We start from the raw sequence: 16,415 nt of genomic DNA, 5'->3' as shown, positions 1-16,415 counted from the left end.
GGGGTGTCGCGGGGGGAGGGGGGGGTAGAGTTTGTGATTGTCTCGCCAACCCCCCCTGGCCGGGAGACAACCCCCCTCCCACAGGGGCAAGTGTCGTTCTGGAGTATTCGATGAGCTCAACCAAAGACCCGTGCATCAGCCTGTGCAAGTTCAGCGACGACATCTGTCTCGGCTGTGGCCGCAGCAAGCGCGAGATCCGTGCCTGGAAGAAACTCGACAAGGACGACAAGCGCACGGTATTGGCCGAAGCCGCGCTGCGCCTGATCAAACTCGGTGGCGCCGGTCGGCGGAAAAACAAATAACTGGCGATCGATCAGCTAGTCTCTGATGCGCGATGGCGCACATCCGCGTATGATTCGCGACCCTTCGGCGATCCCTTCGCCCGAAAACCAGATTTCAATGCTTCAGGCGTCGCCTGAACAGACCACACCGGGAGGTGCCCAGATGAGTGACATCAATCAGCAAGACGACCAGGAAATCGGCCCAGCAGGCGAAAAGCTGCAGAAAGTCCTCGCCCGTATCGGCGTCGGCTCGCGCCGTGACGTCGAAGCCTGGATCAGCCAGGGCCGGATCAAGGTCAATGGCAAAGACGCCACCCTCGGCCTGCGCGTCGACATGCACGACGCCATCACCATCGATGGCAAGGTGATCAAGCGCGAAGAGGCTGCCGAATCGGTGCGCCGCGTGATCATGTACAACAAGCCCGATGGCGAGATCTGCACCCGTGACGACCCGGAAGGCCGTCCGACCGTGTTCGACAAGCTGCCGCGTCCGAAAGAAGGCCGCTGGATCAACATCGGTCGTCTCGACATCAACACCACCGGTCTGCTGATGTTCACCACCGACGGTGAGCTGGCCAACCGCCTGATGCACCCGTCCTACGAGATGGACCGTGAGTACGCCGTGCGTGTACGCGGTGAAGTCGACGACGAAATGATCGAGCGCCTGAAGGCCGGCGTGGTACTGGAAGACGGCCCGGCGCGTTTCACCGACATTCAACAGGCGCCGGGCGGCGAAGGCTTCAACCACTGGTACCACTGCGTGGTGATGGAAGGTCGTAACCGTGAGGTTCGTCGTCTGTGGGAATCCCAGGGCCTGGTGGTCAGCCGTCTGAAGCGCGTGCGTTTCGGTCCGGTGTTCCTCAACTCTGATCTGCCGATGGGCCGCTGGCGTGAAATGAGCCAGTACGAAGTCGACGTGCTGAGTGCCGAAGTCGGTCTGACCCCGGTGGCGATGCCGCAACTCAACGCCAAGAGCAAGGACAAGCTGGAACGTATGCAGCGCAAATCGTCGCGGCCGATGGCCAAGACCGAGCGCGTGCGTACCCTGCGTCCAGCCGCTGGCGCGCCGACCGGTCCGCGTCCGAGCCGTGAGCCGCAGATCGAAGGCGAGCGTCCGGGTCGCAAGCCGGCTGCACGTCCGGATGGCGAGCGCGCTCCGCGTGGTCGTACCGAGCGTGGCGAAGGTCGTGCGCCGGCCGGTCGCGGTACGCCGGTGGCGGATCGTCCTGCCGACACCACCAACAAGCGTCCGGCCAAGCCTGCACCGAAGCGTCCGGGGATCAAACTGGTCGACGGCGACAAGCCGTCGGGCAAGCGTCGTGGTGCTCCGGCCGGTTCCGGTCAGCGTCCGGGTTTCGGTCGCAAGAAGCCGGAATAAAGCAGTTGTGAGCTTTGAGCGGCAAGCTTCGAGCTAAAGCAAAAAACGCCACCGCAGGGTTGGCGTTTTTTTTCGTCTGGCGAAAGTATTGTGTTGCCTGAGCCGGCCTCTTCGCGAGCAAGCCCGCTCCCACATTGGATCGGCATCGAACACAAATCCCATTGTGGGAGCGGGCTTGCTCGCGAAGGCGTCAGTCGCTTAAAACACAAACCGCCCATCAAACACCGGCTTGTCATCCAGCGCCAACACCCCGCCAGAGAAGATCAGGTCCAGGTGATGACTGCCCTTGGCCCCACCGCCCAGTCCCAGATGCAACCCACAATGCCGCTCTTCGAATCCGGCATTGCGCGCATACAGATCTTTCACTCCTTCATTGGTACCAATCCCCAATTCTTCGATGCGTCGGTTTGACGGGTTGGCGTCCAGGTATTTGTTGAAGTCGTGTTCCAGCCCCGGCACATCGGTGGCAATGCGGCTGATGGTCGAGTTCTCGATCCACAGTTCCAGTGGCGACTCCAGCACGCCGTACTTGCGCGCAAACGGGATGGTACTGAGGAACGTGCCCTTGAATTTCACATGGCCGTTGATGGCTTCGCTGTGGGTGGCGATTTCGCCGGGGGCCAGGTCGAAGTTGCCGACACCGTTGATGTCGGTCCACTTCTTGATGCTGCTCAGCGGCGTTTCAAACCAGGAGCCGTGGTCGTCCTTGAAGCTCAGCGTCGTCGCTTGGGACATGCGCTGGATCAAGTGGCTGTTGAGCCCGGCGATGCGCTGCGGGGTGACGCTGAAAGTGTCGTAGAAATAGTCGCCGTAATCCTTGAACAGCAGCGACTTCTTCCAGTTTTCCGCCATCACGCCCTGCAGGGCGCGAACGAACTCCGGGCCGTCGGGGCGCGGGTTGGGCAGGGTGGAAGAGTCGTAGAAGAAAATGTACAGATCGCTGTCGGCAATCGCCGCGGTCAGCGTTGCGGTGCTTTCCAGGTCCAGGCGACGGGCACTGAACGTGAAGCGGGGATGATCGCCGGCCTGTTCGGCGATGGCGCCGGTCAGGGCTTCGTAATCGGCGGTGTGGCCGAGCAGTACCTTCGCCGAATCGAGACCGGCAAGGGCAGGGTGATGTTCGAGGTAGTAAAGGAAATGCGAGATCGCGCGCGGCTTATCCATGAGTCCTCCCTGACTGACCGTGAAGAAAGCGGCAGGCACGACCGGCCGGATCGTGCCTGCCCGGGGATGTCTTACAGAGGCCACATCGCCGTGCCGAACGGAACCACCGCGTCGGCTTGCATCATTTCCACAGCCGCCTCATGGGTCGGTGCTTCGAACCATTCGTCCAGTTGCAGTTCGGTGTCCAGGTCTTTTTCCAGTGCTTGCATGGTCGATCTCCTAGATGACTTTCACGGTTATGACTGGCCGGTCGAGTTGGCCGGCAAGACGTGAAGAACCTAGTTCAGGGTGTTTTGTAATGCAAAAAATTATTTATTTAAAATTTAAATAAACTTTTTATTCTGTTTTTAAGCGGCGGATTTCTTATTTGAAAACAAAAAACTAAGCGGCAACTTTCATTAGCAAGCTTGCTACCGTCAATTTGCAGACGTCCTACAGAATTTTCCGAAATGGAAAATCTGCGTTACGCGTCGTAAAGAAAAATTTACGAAAATCCCGATGAAGCCCAGTGGATATACCCCCTTCCCGACGCTGTAAGGAAAACCTGCCGAAGCCCGGCTGCAAAGGCGTCGCGCAGGGCTCTGGCGCGCTTGTTTCAGCGCTGTTTGCAGGGTGAGATGCGCCTCATGCCTGTCGTGCAGGTGCATAACAAGAAGGAGGCGCAATGAACGCCGTGATCGATCTCCACTTCTCTCCGTGGGGCGGTTTTTCGCTCGTCCCCGTCGATGGCCTGCAAAGGCCTGACTCAATTTTTGCAGCCGCCCGATTGTCTCGAGGCGGACCCACGCAATCCCGGCAAGCGCCACGCTGATCCAGCGGGGTCTGGCAGCAGGGGGTTAGCGGTGTACAATGCGCCGCGTTTTAACTGTGACCCTCTGCGTACTCGCGCAAACCTCAAGGTTATCCGCCTTGTTCACTCCGCCACGTCACAAGCGTGTCGGGTTCGATTTCGTCACAGATAAAAACAAACAGGTGACGCATGACCGTTGTAAAAACGCTGAATTCCTGGTGCTTGCGCTGGGGTTTGATCGGGGTTGTCTGAAATCGCAACCTTGCAGCAACGTCTACTGAACATCATCAAACCTTGCGTGGGACCTTTTTCATGAGTGGACAAAACTCGCAATCAGGCGAGCTGAAACGCGGCCTGAAAAATCGCCATATTCAACTGATCGCCCTCGGTGGCGCGATCGGTACCGGATTGTTCCTCGGCTCGGCCGGGGTGCTGAAATCCGCCGGCCCGTCGATGATCCTCGGCTACGCCATCTGCGGCTTCATCGCCTTCATGATCATGCGCCAGCTCGGCGAGATGATCGTCGAAGAGCCGGTGGCCGGTTCCTTCAGCCATTTCGCGCACAAGTACTGGGGCGGTTTTGCCGGTTTCCTGTCGGGCTGGAACTGCTGGATTCTGTACATTCTGGTGGGCATGTCGGAGCTGACCGCGGTCGGCAAGTACATCCACTACTGGGCGCCGGACATCCCGACCTGGGTCACCGCCGCCGCCTTCTTCGTGCTGATCAACGCGATCAACCTGGCCAACGTCAAAGTCTTCGGGGAGGCCGAATTCTGGTTCGCGATCATCAAGGTCGTGGCGATCGTCGGCATGATCGCGCTGGGCAGCTACCTGCTGGTCAGCGGCCATGGCGGCCCGCAGGCCTCGGTCAGCAACCTGTGGTCGCACGGCGGGTTCTTCCCCAACGGCGTCAGCGGTCTGGTGATGGCGATGGCGATCATCATGTTCTCTTTCGGCGGTCTGGAAATGCTCGGTTTCACCGCCGCCGAAGCGGACAAGCCGAAAACCGTGATCCCGAAAGCGATCAACCAGGTGATCTACCGCATCCTGATTTTCTACATCGGCGCGCTGGTGATCCTGCTGTCGTTGACTCCTTGGGACAGCCTGCTGGCAACCCTCAACGCGTCCGGCGATTCGTACAGCGGCAGCCCGTTCGTGCAGGTGTTCTCGATGCTCGGCAGCAACACCGCTGCGCACATCCTCAACTTCGTGGTGCTGACCGCGGCATTGTCGGTGTACAACAGCGGCACCTACTGCAACAGCCGCATGCTGCTGGGCATGGCCGAGCAGGGCGATGCACCGAAAGGTCTGGCGAAGATCGACAAGCGCGGCGTGCCGGTGCGTTCGATCCTGGCGTCCGCGGCTGTCACGCTGGTGGCGGTGCTGCTCAACTATCTGATCCCGCAGCAAGCGCTGGAACTGCTGATGTCGCTGGTGGTTGCAACGCTGGTGATCAACTGGGCGATGATCAGCTTCTCGCACTTCAAGTTCCGTCAGCACATGAACAAGACGCAGCAGACACCACTGTTCAAGGCGCTGTGGTACCCGTACGGCAACTATGTCTGCCTGGCGTTCGTGGTGTTCATCCTTGGCGTGATGCTGCTGATCCCGGGCATCCAGATCTCGGTGTACGCGATTCCGGTGTGGGTCGTGTTCATGTGGGTCTGCTACGTGATCAAGAACAAGCGTGGGGCGCAGCAGGTGCTGCACGCGGCGGGTTCTGCCGCGAAGTAAGCCAGACGCAGAAAGTGAGAAACCCGGCCAATGTGCCGGGTTTTTTATTGGTCGTCAGACGTATTCGGCGATGGGATGGGCTGTGCAGAACGCTTCGGTCTGCAACCGGAATTGCTCGCGCAAGGCCGGTTCCAGCAGGTAATCCTGCTCGCTGATCGGTCTCACACTGTCGAGGATCCGGCAGATCAGATCGACGATCTGGCGACATCCCTGCGGATCGATTCTGCGCTGCGCGATGGAGCCCGTGCCGATGCGCAGACCGCTGGTAATGAGTGAAGGGCGTGTCTCGCCCGGTACACGATATTTGTCCACGATAATTGCGCAACGCTCCAGCGCCGACTCGGCAATGGCGCCGGTGATGCCGCCACGCAACCGAATCAATACCGTATGGTTTTCGCTGCCCCCGCCGACGACTTCGTAGTCGTGAGCCTGAAAGGCGCTGGCGAACTCGTCAGCCGTGCTGCGAACCCGCCCCATGCTTCTGTCGAACTCCGTGGACTTTGCGTAAGCCAGAGCCGCCGCCTTCGCGGCGATCATGTTGACGGCAGGCGCGCCCTGCATTCGCGGATAAACGGCCTGGTCGAGGGCGCGGCTGAATGTCGTCCTCAAGCCGGGCACCTTGGTGTTCGCCGCTTGACCCGAAAGGATCAGACCGCCGCGCGGGCCCATGAGTTGTTTGTGGGTGCAGGTGGTGGTGACGTGTGCGACGTCGATCGGACTGGGATGCCGCCCTGTGGCAACCAGTCCGGCGATATGCGAAATATCGGCGAGCAGGATGGCGCCGGCTTCATCGGCAATCTCGCGAAATCGTTGGAAATCGATGACCCGTGAGTACGCCGTCGCGCCGCACATGATGATGCGTGGGCGATGGGCGAGCGCCAGTTTGCGCACCTGGTCGTAATCGATGACCCCCGCTGAAGTCGTGCCGTACCGAATCGCCTTGTAGTAAATGCCGGCGAATGAGGTGGAACTGCCATGGGTATGATGGCCGCCGTATTTGACGCCCATTCCCAGCAAGGTATCGCCTGGTTCGAGCAGGGCGGTCAGCACGTGGTAATTGGCGTTTGATGCCGAATGCGATTGCACGCTTGCGTACTGGGCATCGAACAGTTCCCGCGCTCTGCGGATGGCAAGCGCTTCGACCAGATCGACGTTTTCGCACCCGCCGCCGTAACGTCTGCCGGGCAGCCCCTCGGCCGTCACATTGACCAGTGCCGAAGCGGAGGCGGCCAGGGTCATGGGCCTGACGGCGCAAGAGGAGGAGACCAGCGACAGCACCTGGTGCTGACGGGCAATTTCCGCGTCGAGGATCCCTGCCAGTTCGGCGTCTTGCGCCCACAGATCCGCCAGGCCCCGTTGCAGCAGATCAGCCTGGTTCATGAGCGGTTCGGTATGGACTGCCATTGTCTGTATTCCTTCCCTGTGTGCAGCGCGCTGCGAACGAGCGCGACTTCCTTGGTTTTACCGGAGGGTGCGTGCGTTTCTGCCCTTGCCCGACCGGATACAGCGGATTCCTTGTTTTCGCGGCACTGCGCGCAAACTAATCTCTGTATCGCCGGCCCGTTTTCTGTTGACTGCGGTCGCTGCCGACAGTCCGGTCTGCCCGACGCATCATAGGTTTTTCACGGCGGAACACCAGAAAATTAATCAGAAAAATGAACATTGTTCAAATAAAATGATTCTTTTTTCCGGGCCTCAGGGTGTAAAACTGCAGGCGGGAAGGATCGCTATTCACGAGATTTTGCTGGCCGATGAGCAGAACTGACGAGTCAGTACAGATTTCGAATTGTTCTTTTTGATTCATACCAGCGGCGTTATTCACACTATGTTTATGCCGAAATCAGGGAGGGGGAATGCTATGATCTGCCGCGGCTCTAATACCCGTACAACTATTTTCTAGTGGGTCTGTTGAGTCCCTGAATGATGATTCGAGGGGTATTTCCAAATTGCCTTTATAAAAGACGGTAAGCATTCCATGCACAGAAGAGAACGATCGGAGAATCTGAAGAACAATATCAAGTACCTGATAAAGAGTCGTGGGGAAACGCAGCTGTCGTTATGCAACTCCAGTGGACTGACCCGAACCACGATCTACAACATTCTTGAAGGTAAAGTGGTCAACGTACAGCAGTCCACTGTGCGCAAGATTTCCGACTTTTTCGGAGTGTCCTACGAAGAGATAGAGACAATCTCGTTTGAAGAAAAGGAAATCATCGACAGCAGCATCTCGCCGCAGGGCAACATGAACCCGGCGGCAGTGCCTGTCATCAAGGAAAGTCTGCTTCTGCAGAATCTGGATAAGCGAATCGGCGAGTTGGCGACGATTTTTCCACTGACTTACTATTTTGGAACGTCCTTCAATTTGATAGGCGTCCTGCTGGAAAATGAAGTCAGTGGCATGAATGAACCGGGCGACCTGCTGATCGTGCAGAAAGGCACGGCAAGTATCGACAAGGAAAAACTGGTGTATGACAAGGTCAGTAAAAGGTTATTCATAACAACTGAGGTTGATCTTGCGCTGGAGAGTATTTGTGTTGTCGGGGATATAATCGAGGAACGATTTAATGGATTGCAGCGTTGAAAGGGAAAACACCAAATATAAGCTGTTGGGGTTCGAAAACGGAAAAAGCCTGGCGGTGATCATGGTCATTGCGACAGGCAAGATAATTAAAATAAAGCTGAGTGAAGTGTTGAATAGTGAGATTATGGATAATCTGAACAAGATAGAAGTAAAGAATCTGTACAAGAAATTCTACTCCCAGGGAGGGTCGCTTACCGCTTATGAAATAAATGATCGCCACGAGAGTTCCTGGATGATTTATATCATTCTGAACCTGATGCTGTTCACGCTTTATATTTTTACCAGCATTGCGGCGACCAAGCCTATCTATCTGGAATATTTTGATATTGTCGTAACGCCGGGTACTTTCCTGTATCCGCTGACGTTTTTGATCGTCGACTTGCTGAATGAAACCTTCGGCCTCCGGTTGGCGCGCAAGGCGATACTCTTCGCGTTCATCAGTAATGCGGCCATTATCATTTTGCTGGCCATGACTACGTACCTTCCCGGCCTACCCGGGTGGAAGCTCGACGGGCCTTACAATGATGTGATCAGTCAGTTGTCGTCGGTGCTGGTAGCTTCGTCTATATCGTTTCTGGTGTCGGAAAATATAAACTCTTATCTGTTGTGCAAAATCAAAGAACTGACCAACTCCCGATTTCTCTTCTTGCGGGTGTTTCTGAGTACTTTGTTTGCGGTGATAATCGACAGTTTTCTTTTCTGCTACATCGCCTTTTACGGGACGATGGAGAATAGCGCGATACTCAGCATGATTTACGTCCAGATCGCGATAAAGGTCGGTTTTGCGTTCTTCAATATCATGCCGGCATACGGTGCCAGGTCATTGTTCAAGAGGTATCTGACGGGTAGTCAGGCTTGATGGATTAAATAATGCGCTCACTCGAAATTTTCAGGTGAGCGCATTTTTATATGCTGGGTGCTTTATTGCAGATTCAGCTTCCTTTTCAAGCTGTTCATCACCTCATCCTTGTTTTCCAGAAACTCATTGAGGCCTTTTGCGCGAAGATTGCAAGCGTCGCAATTTGCACATCCGCTACCGGTTATGCCGTTGTAGCAGGTCAGTGTCTGGTGGCGAACCAAATCAAGCTGATGGTGATGATCGGCCAACGCCCAGGTTTCCGCCTTGTTCAGCCACATCAGCGGAGTATCAAGTTTCAATGGGTAATCCATGCCCAGCTCAAGGGCTTTGTTCAGTCCCTTGACGAACTCGTCCCGGCAATCCGGATAGCCCGAGAAGTCCGTTTCGCAAACCCCGGTGATGACCGTTCTGGCTTGTACCTGATAGGCGTAAATAGAGGCGAGGGTCAAAAACAGGATGTTTCTTCCCGGCACAAAGGTGCTTGGCAGACTTTCGCCAGAACTATTAACCGTCGGAACCGGGATGTTGTCGCGAGTCAGGCTGCTGATGGCCAGCTCATTCAGCAAAGATACATCCATCACTTTATGCACGGTCACGCCGAGCTGTTTGGCCAGTTGCTGCGCGACTTCGATTTCCGCGCGATGACGCTGACCATAGTCAAACGTGATGCAATGAATTTCGTCATAGTGGCTCAGTGCATGGATCAAACAGGTCGTCGAGTCCTGTCCGCCACTAAAAACGATAACTGCTTTATTGCTCATGCTTATGCTTCCTGCATTGAACTGGTAAATTTTCGCTGGGGATCATAACGCGAAACGATTGATGCAAGAAGTTGCGCATGGCCGCAGGAGACCTGCTTTGTGGCTAATCGCGGTATCCTGCACGCTCTGAATTCGGACTTTTTTCCATGCTGGTGATTTCCAACAACGTGCATTTGCCGGATGCCGAGATCGAACTGACGTACATCCGCGCGCAAGGCGCCGGTGGGCAGAACGTCAACAAGGTCTCCAGCGCCGTGCACCTGCGCTTCGACATTCCGGCCTCGTCCTTGCCCGAGTTCTACAAGGAACGGCTGCTGGCGCTGCGTGACAGTCGCATCACCAGCGATGGCGTGCTGATCATCAAGGCTCAGCAGTACCGCACGCAGGAAGCCAACCGGACCGATGCGCTGGAGCGCCTGACCGAGTTGATCCTCAGCGCCACCAAGGTCGAAAAGAAGCGCCGCCCGACCAAGCCGACCCTCGGCTCGAAGAAGCGCCGGCTCGAATCCAAGACCAAGCGCGGCAGCATCAAGGCCGGGCGCGGCAAGGTGGATTTTTAAGGGTTGGTGTCATGGAGTTGTTCCATTTCATCCGGAGCGGGCATTGTCTCCATTACGCACCTCTCAACTTAATCAATTTCCGGACATTGAACGACTCTTTTATAACTAATTGGTCTACATGACTGTCATATCTGACAGGTGTGCCGGATTGCTGTTACACGTTTACTGAGCTCTCTTTTCATTGATTGAGCAAAAGTAAATGAATAACTTAAATGTTGTGCGTGGTACTCCTGATACTGATTTTGGTGTGCGCAGTGAGGTCGTTTTATACGGAGAACAAGGTCAGAGGCTTCAACCTCGGGTCGTCACTTTTCTCTCAGAACCGAACAGGATTCTTTGCGCAGCAACTGACGAGGAGCGGCAAGAGATTTACCTGTGCATGCTTGATGAGGAAGGAGGTATCGACGAGAGTTTCGGAAAAGCGGGTAGTGTTTTTTTTAAACTCTCGGAGTTTTTTCCTGGGTGGGATTTGCCGCAGCCCTATAGCGTGAAGTTTGATAGTGTTCATGGCAAGTATGTGTTGGGGTTCTTCGCTCGTAAAGACGGCTTTAATCGTGCTACCGGCCTGGCTCGATTCGATTTGAATGGGAAACTTGATGAAGGGTTTGGCAGCAAAGGCGTCATGTTGTGGAGTCTGGATCTGAAAGAGGTTGCTCCTGCAAGTTCAGATGTTCCAAAGGTTAAGCAACCTCTGGCGGATAAGGGGCGCGACTACCACGGAACTATGGAATTATTGGACGATGGCGGCGTTTTGCTTCTGACCACGCTTGACGACAGAGGATTTTTCGATAGGGCGTTTGTGGTCAAGTTAAAAAATAACGGTGGGTTGGACGAAACGTTCGGTAATGGCGGGTACCGATTGGTTTCTCGAGGTTCATCTATTTTAGTCATAGGACAGGATATGTTTCGCCAAGGCGATGGTTATATTGTCGCCGCTTCAGAGGGGCTGCGTGATAAAAGTTGGTTTGTTGGCCGGTATGATGCTCGTGGTGATCTTGACGCCAGTTTTGGGGTCGGAGGATATTATGATGGAGTACCTTCGGTTAAAAGCGTCATTCTGAAACGCGATGATCGTTCTCAGTTTTATATTATAGGTACTTCGGATAATGGAGTTCCGCAGTATCTGTTTCTCCAGCTTCAACGTCGCGGGCTCAAAGGCGAGGAAGATCCACTTTTTGGCAAACAAGGGTGGGGAGGATTTATCACTGATGATTTCAGCGATATCTATATGACGAAAGCAGCACTCTATAATTTGAAATCAACCGTTGTGGTAGCAGGTTATGCTTATTTGCGTGGCGGGTCGGATAGCCAGGCATTTATTGCCAGTCTTGAACAAGACATGGGTTGGGACGAGGGGTTTGGTGTTGCTGGAAAGGTTGTATTTCCTAAAGACCAGATTATTCACGATCTCGCTGTTCAGGAAGATCGAAAAATTGTGTTTGTATCCAGTAAAAATAGAGAAAACGGTAGCTTCGCCATTTTCCGTTTGCATGGATAGCTTATAAAAGCCGCGGTTGTGCATTGGCCATTCGGAACCAATGAATGGCCAATATTGGGCGATCAATGAAAGTGGTGTTTTGGTTTAATGCGGTACAAATACACACTCAGCATCAGGCCGCTCAGTGAGGCAATGGCGGCAAACAGAAAGATCGAAGCAAAACCGAAGCCCGCCGCAATCGCCCCCGCCAATGGTCCGGTGATCCCCAGCGACAAGTCGATGAACAGCGAGTACGCGCCGACCGCCGCGCCACGGCTGGAGGCCGGCACCAGATTCACCGCCTCCACGCCCAGCGCCGGGAACACCAGCGAGAAACCGAAGCCGCTCAACGCCGCCCCGGCCAGCGCCCAATGTGCATCCGGTGCCAGCCACAGCAGCAACAGGCCGAGGGTTTCCACCGAGAGGCAGGCGATCGCTACGCGGAAGCCGCCGAGGCGGTTGATCAGGTTGCCGAACAGCAGTCGCGCGCCGATGAAGCTGGCGCCGAACAGGCTCAGGCACAGCACTGCGTTGTCCCAGTGCCGGGTGGCGTAATACAGGGTGATGAAGGTGGCGATGGTGCCGAAACCAATCGAGCCTAGCGCCAGGCCGCAGCCGTGGGGGAACACGCGACCGAGCACATGCATGAACGGCAAGCGCTCGCCGGCGACAATCGGCGCCGCGGTTTTCGGCCACGCCAGCAGCAGGCCCAGCGCTGCCAGCAGAATGATGCTGACGCCCATGCTCCACAATCCCAGCTGGCCGACCAGCCACACCCCGAACGGCGCGCCGACCGCGAGCGCGCCGTAACTGGCGATGCCGTTCCACGAGATCACTTTGGCGGTGTTCGCTGCGCCAACGCGGCCGATGCCCCAGCCAATCGAGCCGGAGCCGACCAGACTTTCCGCGCTGCCCAGCACCAGACGCCCGATCAACAGGCTGATCAGGCTGAACATCGGCAAGTTGGGTGTCCACGCCGAAATCAGCATAAACACACCACTCAAGCCGCATCCGGCCAGACCGATCATCACCGCGCGCTTGCTGCCCTGGTTGTCGATGATCTTGCCGGCGTACGGACGGCTGAGCAGGGTGGCGAGGTATTGCACGCTGATCACCAGCCCCGCGATCACCGCGCCAAAGCCAAGATCGCTGTGGACGTAACCCGGCAGCACAGCGAGCGGAATGCCGATGTTCAGGTAGCCGATGAAGGTGAAGAGGACGATGGACACGACTTGCAGCGTGACCGCCAGGGGGCGCTGGGGTTGTGGCATAGAGGACGACATGAGAAACGATCCACGGCAAAGCAGGATTAGATAGGCTGCTTATGATACCGGCGCGGACGCGTCAGGGGCGGGGAAAAGTAAAACTATTTGCCGGGAGGGTGGCTTCAGGGTTTGGCCGGGGCGACCAGTTGTGTAGTGACCAGTGCAGCGAGGGCGTTTTCTTCGCTGCCGAAACGGGCGAGCAGGGCGGCCTGTTTTTCCGGGGAGAGACGGTTCCAGATCTCGATCATTTTCTCGGTCGCGCCGATCAGGACGGCAGCTTGGCTTTCAGAGAATTCGTCGGTCATGGCGGGCTCGGTTTCAGGCAGTGTGGAAAGCGCATCTTAGCGCTTTCCACACGGTCTGTACGGCGGGTTTTACTCTTCGCTGTCGGCCTGGCGGCTCTCAACGGCTTCTTTCGGCTCGGGCTGTTGGGCACCGGCTTGTTGCGTGGTCGTCTGCTCAGGTACGTGCAGGCTTGGGAAGGGGAGATTAGGAATCTCGTGCATGGTTGCGCTCCTCGCTAAGTCTGTTGATAGATCTGGTAGATCCGCGCTTCTTGAAAGCCTGCGCAGGATACAGCAGGAAAAATGACAATCAGACTTTTAATTGAAAATAATGCGACAGATGGCCGCAGGGGGGGGCGCGATAACAAAGGTCGCCGCAAAAAAAACTGTAGGAGTGAGCCTGCTCGCGATGGCGGTGTGTCAGTCAACTCATATGCTGGCTGATACGCCGCTATCGCGAGCAGGCTCACTCCTACAGGGGATTGCGGGGTTATTTGCAGGCGTTGGCGATGGCCTCGGCCAGCAGTGCCAGGCGCGTGGCGTCGATCCCGGCGACGTTGGCCCGACCCGAGCTAACCATGTACACGCTGTGCTGCTCACGCAGTTGTTTGACCTGCTCCGGCGACAGCCCGGTGTAGGAGAACATTCCGCGTTGCACGCCAATGTGCGCAAAGCGCTCGCGCAGACCGTGTGGTTCCAGTGCTTCGACCAGACCGCTGCGCAATTGGGCGATGCGCAAGCGCATGGCTTCCACTTCATCGGCCCAGCGCGCTTTCAGCTCCGGGTCGGCGAGGATGGTCGCCACCACGGCCGCGCCGTGATCCGGTGGCGTCGACCACAGGTTGCGGGCGATGTTGGCCAGTTGGCTGCGGATGTCGATCAGCTTGTCGGCGGTTTTCGCGCAGACAATCAGCGCGCCGGTACGGTCGCGGTACAGGCCGAAGTTCTTCGAGCAGGAGCTGGTGATCAGCAGCTCAGGCACCTCGGCGGCGAACAGTCGGGTCGACCATGCGTCCTGCTCCAGCCCATCGCCAAAGCCCTGGTAGGCAAAGTCGATCAGCGGCAGCAGGTCACGGCGGCGCACCACGTCGAGCACACGCTGCCAGTCGTCATGGTTCAGGTCGAAACCGGTCGGGTTGTGGCAGCAGGCATGCAGCAGCACCACGTCGCCTTGCGGCACTTCGTTGAGTGCGGAGAGCATCGCATCGACGTCGAGGCGGTTGTCGCTGCCCACGTACGGGTAGTGACTGACCTTGACCCCGGCCGCGGCGAAAATCGTTTCGTGGATCGGCCAGGTCGGATTGCTCAGCCACACGCCCTTGCCCGGCAGACACTGGGCGATGAAGTCGGCTGCCAGACGCAGGGCACCGGTGCCGCCCGGAGTCTGGGTGGCGCCGGCGCGCTGTTCGGCGATCAGCTTCGAGTCGGCGCCAAGCACCAGTTCATTGATGACTTTGCCGAACAATGGGTTGCCGTGACCGCCGATGTAGGTCTTGGTGTCCTGGCTTTCGACCAGTCGCGCCTCGGCGATTTTCACCGCTTCGGGGATCGGCGTCAGGCCCTGGGCATCCTTGTAGACGCCAACGCCGAGGTCGAACTTGCGCGGGTTACTGTCCTGCGCATAGGCCTCCATCAAACCGAGGATCGGGTCGCCGGGTACCCGGCCGATGGCGTCAAAGTGCATTACTTGCGTCCTTCTGCGGTCTTGGCCACTTCGTCAGTGCGCGCGGCCATGATGAAGTCGTTGCGGTGCAGGCCTTTGATCGAGTGGCTCCACCAGGTCACGGTGACTTTGCCCCACTCGGTCAGCAGACCCGGGTGGTGACCTTCGGCCTCGGAGATCTCGCCGACGGCGTTGGTGAACGCCAGCGCATGCTTGAAGTTCTTGAACAGGAAAACTTTCTCCAGCTGCATGATGCTGTCGCGTACTTCGATGTTCCAGTCCGGGATCTGCTTGATCAGGATCGGCAGTTCTTCGTCGCTGACTTGTGGCGCATCGGCACGGCAGGCTTCGCAGTGGGCTTGGTTCAAAGTGGACATGGTGTGATTCCTGAAATCGAGTGTGTTTTTTTTATAGAAACTATCGGCCCGTCAATGCCGTCACGCTAAACCAAAGTGACGGCGACTGACAGACTCAATTCTCAGCAAAAGTCGCGGATCACGCGGCTTTCGGTTTTGGCGGAAACTTCGGAGCGTGCAAACCCAGCTGCATGCCTTGGCGAACCATGGCCATGATGTCTTCATGGGCGACGTCGAACAGGCGCTTGAGGTTCGGCAGGACAAAGTACAGCGGCTGCAGGATGTCGATGCGATACGGTGTGCGCATGGCTTCCAGCGGATCGAAGGCCTGATGCTCGGGTTCGTCCGACAGCGAGTAAACGGTTTCCTTCGGCGAGGACAGGATGCCGCCGCCGTAGATGCGTTTGCCTTGCGGGGTGTCGACCAGGCCGAACTCGATGGTCATCCAGTACAGGCGCGCCAGATACACGCGCTCTTCCTTCGTGGCCTGCAGGCCGAGTTTGCCGTAGGTGTGGGTGAATTCGGCGAACCATGGGTTGGTCAGCAGCGGGCAGTGGCCGAAGATCTCGTGAAAAATGTCCGGCTCTTGCAGGTAGTCCAGTTCTTCGCGGGTACGAATGAACGTGGCCACCGGAAACTGTTTGCTGGCGAGCAATTCGAAGAAGGTCTGGAAGGGGATCAGTGCCGGGACGCGGGCAACCTGCCAACCGGTGGTCTCACCGAGCACCTTGTTGATCTCGCCCAGCTGCGGAATGCGGTCGTGGGGCAGACCGAGTTTTTCGATACCGTCCAGGTATTCCTGGCACGCCCGACCCTCGATCACTTTCAACTGGCGGGTGATCAGCGTGTTCCACACCGCATGTTCTTCGGCGGGGTAGTCGATAAAACCTTGCGCATCGGGCTCGCGGGCCACGTATTGCGTCTGCTTCATACTGCTCTCCTGCTAGGGGAATTCGTTCTTGTTATGTCCAGCGATGGACTGAGAATTACCCGAGAGTGCGGCGTGATGCAGCAGGTTGAGTGCGTTCCTGGTAGGAACAACCACCGCATTTCGTAAAAAAATCGTTACGCTTTGGCTGATATCACGCATTTGCGGTGATTTGCAGGTTTGAAAAGGGCTGTGGCTGTCACATAATCTTGACAACTATCTGCTCGCCTCGACAGAAAAGTCGGGGCGCTATCCCTGTGGGAGCGGGCTTGCTCGCGAAAGCGGTGTGTCAGTCACCATTCATTCAGCTGACACACCGCCTTCGCGAGCAAGC

At 56.8% G+C, this 16,415-nt stretch carries 18 protein-coding genes; 8 read left to right on the top strand and 10 right to left on the bottom strand.

The window, feature by feature from the left end; genetic code table 11:
- Positions 1 to 110: 110 nt before the first annotated feature.
- Positions 111 to 302 carry a DUF1289 domain-containing protein gene (locus tag LVD08_RS06280; RefSeq protein ID WP_027613971.1) on the top strand — a complete coding sequence of 64 codons (192 nt, stop codon included), beginning with the start codon at positions 111 to 113 and terminating at the stop codon, positions 300 to 302.
- 142 nt (positions 303 to 444) lie between these two features.
- The gene (gene rluB / locus LVD08_RS06275) at positions 445 to 1,659 is read left to right on the top strand and encodes a 23S rRNA pseudouridine(2605) synthase RluB (protein WP_027613970.1); all 1,215 of its coding nucleotides are present in this window, start codon (positions 445 to 447) and stop codon (positions 1,657 to 1,659) included.
- Positions 1,660 to 1,857: 198 nt separating this feature from the next.
- Here rluB and LVD08_RS06270 read toward each other — a convergent pair whose 3' ends face one another.
- Positions 1,858 to 2,823: a hypothetical protein gene (locus LVD08_RS06270; RefSeq protein ID WP_041073062.1), complete on the bottom strand. Its 966-nt coding sequence runs from the start codon at positions 2,821 to 2,823 to the stop codon at positions 1,858 to 1,860.
- A gap of 71 nt (positions 2,824 to 2,894) precedes the next feature.
- Complete coding sequence (locus LVD08_RS06265) at positions 2,895 to 3,032, bottom strand: hypothetical protein (RefSeq protein WP_003222780.1); 138 nt, start codon at positions 3,030 to 3,032, stop codon at positions 2,895 to 2,897.
- An 893-nt stretch (positions 3,033 to 3,925) separates the two neighbouring features.
- Between LVD08_RS06265 and LVD08_RS06260 the strand changes: the two genes are divergently transcribed.
- Positions 3,926 to 5,347 carry an amino acid permease gene (locus LVD08_RS06260; protein ID WP_183781817.1) on the top strand — a complete coding sequence of 474 codons (1,422 nt, stop codon included), beginning with the start codon at positions 3,926 to 3,928 and terminating at the stop codon, positions 5,345 to 5,347.
- Between the two features lie 54 nt (positions 5,348 to 5,401).
- On the opposite strand, the gene LVD08_RS06255 is transcribed toward LVD08_RS06260, so the two are convergent.
- Positions 5,402 to 6,751, bottom strand: coding sequence for a serine hydroxymethyltransferase (locus tag LVD08_RS06255; protein ID WP_247267732.1), 1,350 nt, complete (start codon positions 6,749 to 6,751; stop codon positions 5,402 to 5,404).
- A gap of 67 nt (positions 6,752 to 6,818) precedes the next feature.
- Between LVD08_RS06255 and LVD08_RS06250 the strand changes: the two genes are divergently transcribed.
- From LVD08_RS06250 to LVD08_RS06240, 3 genes are all read left to right on the top strand, one after another.
- Positions 6,819 to 7,112 carry a hypothetical protein gene (locus LVD08_RS06250; RefSeq protein ID WP_247267731.1) on the top strand — a complete coding sequence of 98 codons (294 nt, stop codon included), beginning with the start codon at positions 6,819 to 6,821 and terminating at the stop codon, positions 7,110 to 7,112.
- Positions 7,113 to 7,322: 210 nt separating this feature from the next.
- Entirely contained in the window at positions 7,323 to 7,928 is a 606-nt protein-coding gene (locus LVD08_RS06245; RefSeq protein WP_247267730.1) for a helix-turn-helix transcriptional regulator, read from the top strand.
- The gene (locus LVD08_RS06240; protein WP_150367971.1) at positions 7,912 to 8,787 is read left to right on the top strand and encodes a queuosine precursor transporter; all 876 of its coding nucleotides are present in this window, start codon (positions 7,912 to 7,914) and stop codon (positions 8,785 to 8,787) included. The genes LVD08_RS06245 and LVD08_RS06240 overlap by 17 nt, the downstream gene beginning before the upstream one ends.
- Before the next feature lie 62 nt (positions 8,788 to 8,849).
- On the opposite strand, the gene queC is transcribed toward LVD08_RS06240, so the two are convergent.
- Positions 8,850 to 9,548, bottom strand: coding sequence for a 7-cyano-7-deazaguanine synthase QueC (gene queC, locus LVD08_RS06235; protein ID WP_247267729.1), 699 nt, complete (start codon positions 9,546 to 9,548; stop codon positions 8,850 to 8,852).
- Positions 9,549 to 9,694: 146 nt separating this feature from the next.
- Here queC and arfB point away from each other — a divergent pair, with 146 nt between their 5' ends.
- Both arfB and LVD08_RS06225 read left to right on the top strand, forming a co-directional pair.
- Positions 9,695 to 10,108 carry an alternative ribosome rescue aminoacyl-tRNA hydrolase ArfB gene (gene arfB / locus LVD08_RS06230; RefSeq protein ID WP_103368136.1) on the top strand — a complete coding sequence of 138 codons (414 nt, stop codon included), beginning with the start codon at positions 9,695 to 9,697 and terminating at the stop codon, positions 10,106 to 10,108.
- A 199-nt stretch (positions 10,109 to 10,307) separates the two neighbouring features.
- Entirely contained in the window at positions 10,308 to 11,606 is a 1,299-nt protein-coding gene (locus tag LVD08_RS06225) for a hypothetical protein (protein WP_247267728.1), read from the top strand.
- A 62-nt stretch (positions 11,607 to 11,668) separates the two neighbouring features.
- On the opposite strand, the gene LVD08_RS06220 is transcribed toward LVD08_RS06225, so the two are convergent.
- The 6 genes from LVD08_RS06220 to phhA form a co-directional block, all read right to left on the bottom strand.
- A complete protein-coding gene (locus tag LVD08_RS06220) occupies positions 11,669 to 12,868 on the bottom strand; it encodes an MFS transporter (RefSeq protein ID WP_247267727.1) in 1,200 nt (399 codons plus the stop codon).
- A 104-nt stretch (positions 12,869 to 12,972) separates the two neighbouring features.
- On the bottom strand, positions 12,973 to 13,155 hold the full coding sequence (locus tag LVD08_RS06215; RefSeq protein WP_003222790.1) for a hypothetical protein: 183 nt from the start codon (positions 13,153 to 13,155) through the stop codon (positions 12,973 to 12,975).
- Positions 13,156 to 13,224: 69 nt separating this feature from the next.
- On the bottom strand, positions 13,225 to 13,356 hold the full coding sequence (locus tag LVD08_RS28030; RefSeq protein ID WP_256214475.1) for a hypothetical protein: 132 nt from the start codon (positions 13,354 to 13,356) through the stop codon (positions 13,225 to 13,227).
- Between the two features lie 268 nt (positions 13,357 to 13,624).
- On the bottom strand, positions 13,625 to 14,818 hold the full coding sequence (locus LVD08_RS06210) for an amino acid aminotransferase (protein WP_247267726.1): 1,194 nt from the start codon (positions 14,816 to 14,818) through the stop codon (positions 13,625 to 13,627).
- The gene (locus LVD08_RS06205) at positions 14,818 to 15,174 is read right to left on the bottom strand and encodes a 4a-hydroxytetrahydrobiopterin dehydratase (RefSeq protein WP_003222798.1); all 357 of its coding nucleotides are present in this window, start codon (positions 15,172 to 15,174) and stop codon (positions 14,818 to 14,820) included. The genes LVD08_RS06210 and LVD08_RS06205 overlap by 1 nt, the downstream gene beginning before the upstream one ends.
- Positions 15,175 to 15,292: 118 nt before the next feature.
- Positions 15,293 to 16,084 (bottom strand): phenylalanine 4-monooxygenase, encoded by a 792-nt coding sequence (phhA, locus tag LVD08_RS06200; RefSeq protein ID WP_007965510.1) that lies wholly within the window; start codon positions 16,082 to 16,084, stop codon positions 15,293 to 15,295.
- Between the last annotated feature and the right edge of the window lie 331 nt (positions 16,085 to 16,415).

It is taken from the genome of Pseudomonas sp. YL2 (genome assembly GCF_023063025.1).
GTDB lineage: Bacteria > Pseudomonadota > Gammaproteobacteria > Pseudomonadales > Pseudomonadaceae > Aquipseudomonas > Aquipseudomonas putida_A.
Note: the sequence above shows the minus strand (reverse complement) of the source record. Positions and strands in the feature narration are given on the sequence as shown.

Excerpts from the sequence above, each read along its gene's own strand:
- LVD08_RS06280 (WP_027613971.1), top strand. The coding sequence starts at position 111 with ATGAGCTCAACCAAAGACCCGTGCATCAGCCTGTGCAAGTTCAGCGAC.
- rluB (WP_027613970.1), top strand. The coding sequence starts at position 445 with ATGAGTGACATCAATCAGCAAGACGACCAGGAAATCGGCCCAGCAGGC.
- LVD08_RS06270 (WP_041073062.1), bottom strand. The coding sequence starts at position 2,823 with ATGGATAAGCCGCGCGCGATCTCGCATTTCCTTTACTACCTCGAACAT.
- LVD08_RS06265 (WP_003222780.1), bottom strand. The coding sequence starts at position 3,032 with ATGCAAGCACTGGAAAAAGACCTGGACACCGAACTGCAACTGGACGAA.
- LVD08_RS06260 (WP_183781817.1), top strand. The coding sequence starts at position 3,926 with ATGAGTGGACAAAACTCGCAATCAGGCGAGCTGAAACGCGGCCTGAAA.
- LVD08_RS06255 (WP_247267732.1), bottom strand. The coding sequence starts at position 6,751 with ATGGCAGTCCATACCGAACCGCTCATGAACCAGGCTGATCTGCTGCAA.
- LVD08_RS06245 (WP_247267730.1), top strand. The coding sequence starts at position 7,323 with ATGCACAGAAGAGAACGATCGGAGAATCTGAAGAACAATATCAAGTAC.
- LVD08_RS06240 (WP_150367971.1), top strand. The coding sequence starts at position 7,912 with ATGGATTGCAGCGTTGAAAGGGAAAACACCAAATATAAGCTGTTGGGG.
- queC (WP_247267729.1), bottom strand. The coding sequence starts at position 9,548 with ATGAGCAATAAAGCAGTTATCGTTTTTAGTGGCGGACAGGACTCGACG.
- arfB (WP_103368136.1), top strand. The coding sequence starts at position 9,695 with ATGCTGGTGATTTCCAACAACGTGCATTTGCCGGATGCCGAGATCGAA.
- LVD08_RS06225 (WP_247267728.1), top strand. The coding sequence starts at position 10,308 with ATGAATAACTTAAATGTTGTGCGTGGTACTCCTGATACTGATTTTGGT.
- LVD08_RS06220 (WP_247267727.1), bottom strand. The coding sequence starts at position 12,868 with ATGTCGTCCTCTATGCCACAACCCCAGCGCCCCCTGGCGGTCACGCTG.
- LVD08_RS06215 (WP_003222790.1), bottom strand. The coding sequence starts at position 13,155 with ATGACCGACGAATTCTCTGAAAGCCAAGCTGCCGTCCTGATCGGCGCG.
- LVD08_RS28030 (WP_256214475.1), bottom strand. The coding sequence starts at position 13,356 with ATGCACGAGATTCCTAATCTCCCCTTCCCAAGCCTGCACGTACCTGAG.
- LVD08_RS06210 (WP_247267726.1), bottom strand. The coding sequence starts at position 14,818 with ATGCACTTTGACGCCATCGGCCGGGTACCCGGCGACCCGATCCTCGGT.
- LVD08_RS06205 (WP_003222798.1), bottom strand. The coding sequence starts at position 15,174 with ATGTCCACTTTGAACCAAGCCCACTGCGAAGCCTGCCGTGCCGATGCG.
- phhA (WP_007965510.1), bottom strand. The coding sequence starts at position 16,084 with ATGAAGCAGACGCAATACGTGGCCCGCGAGCCCGATGCGCAAGGTTTT.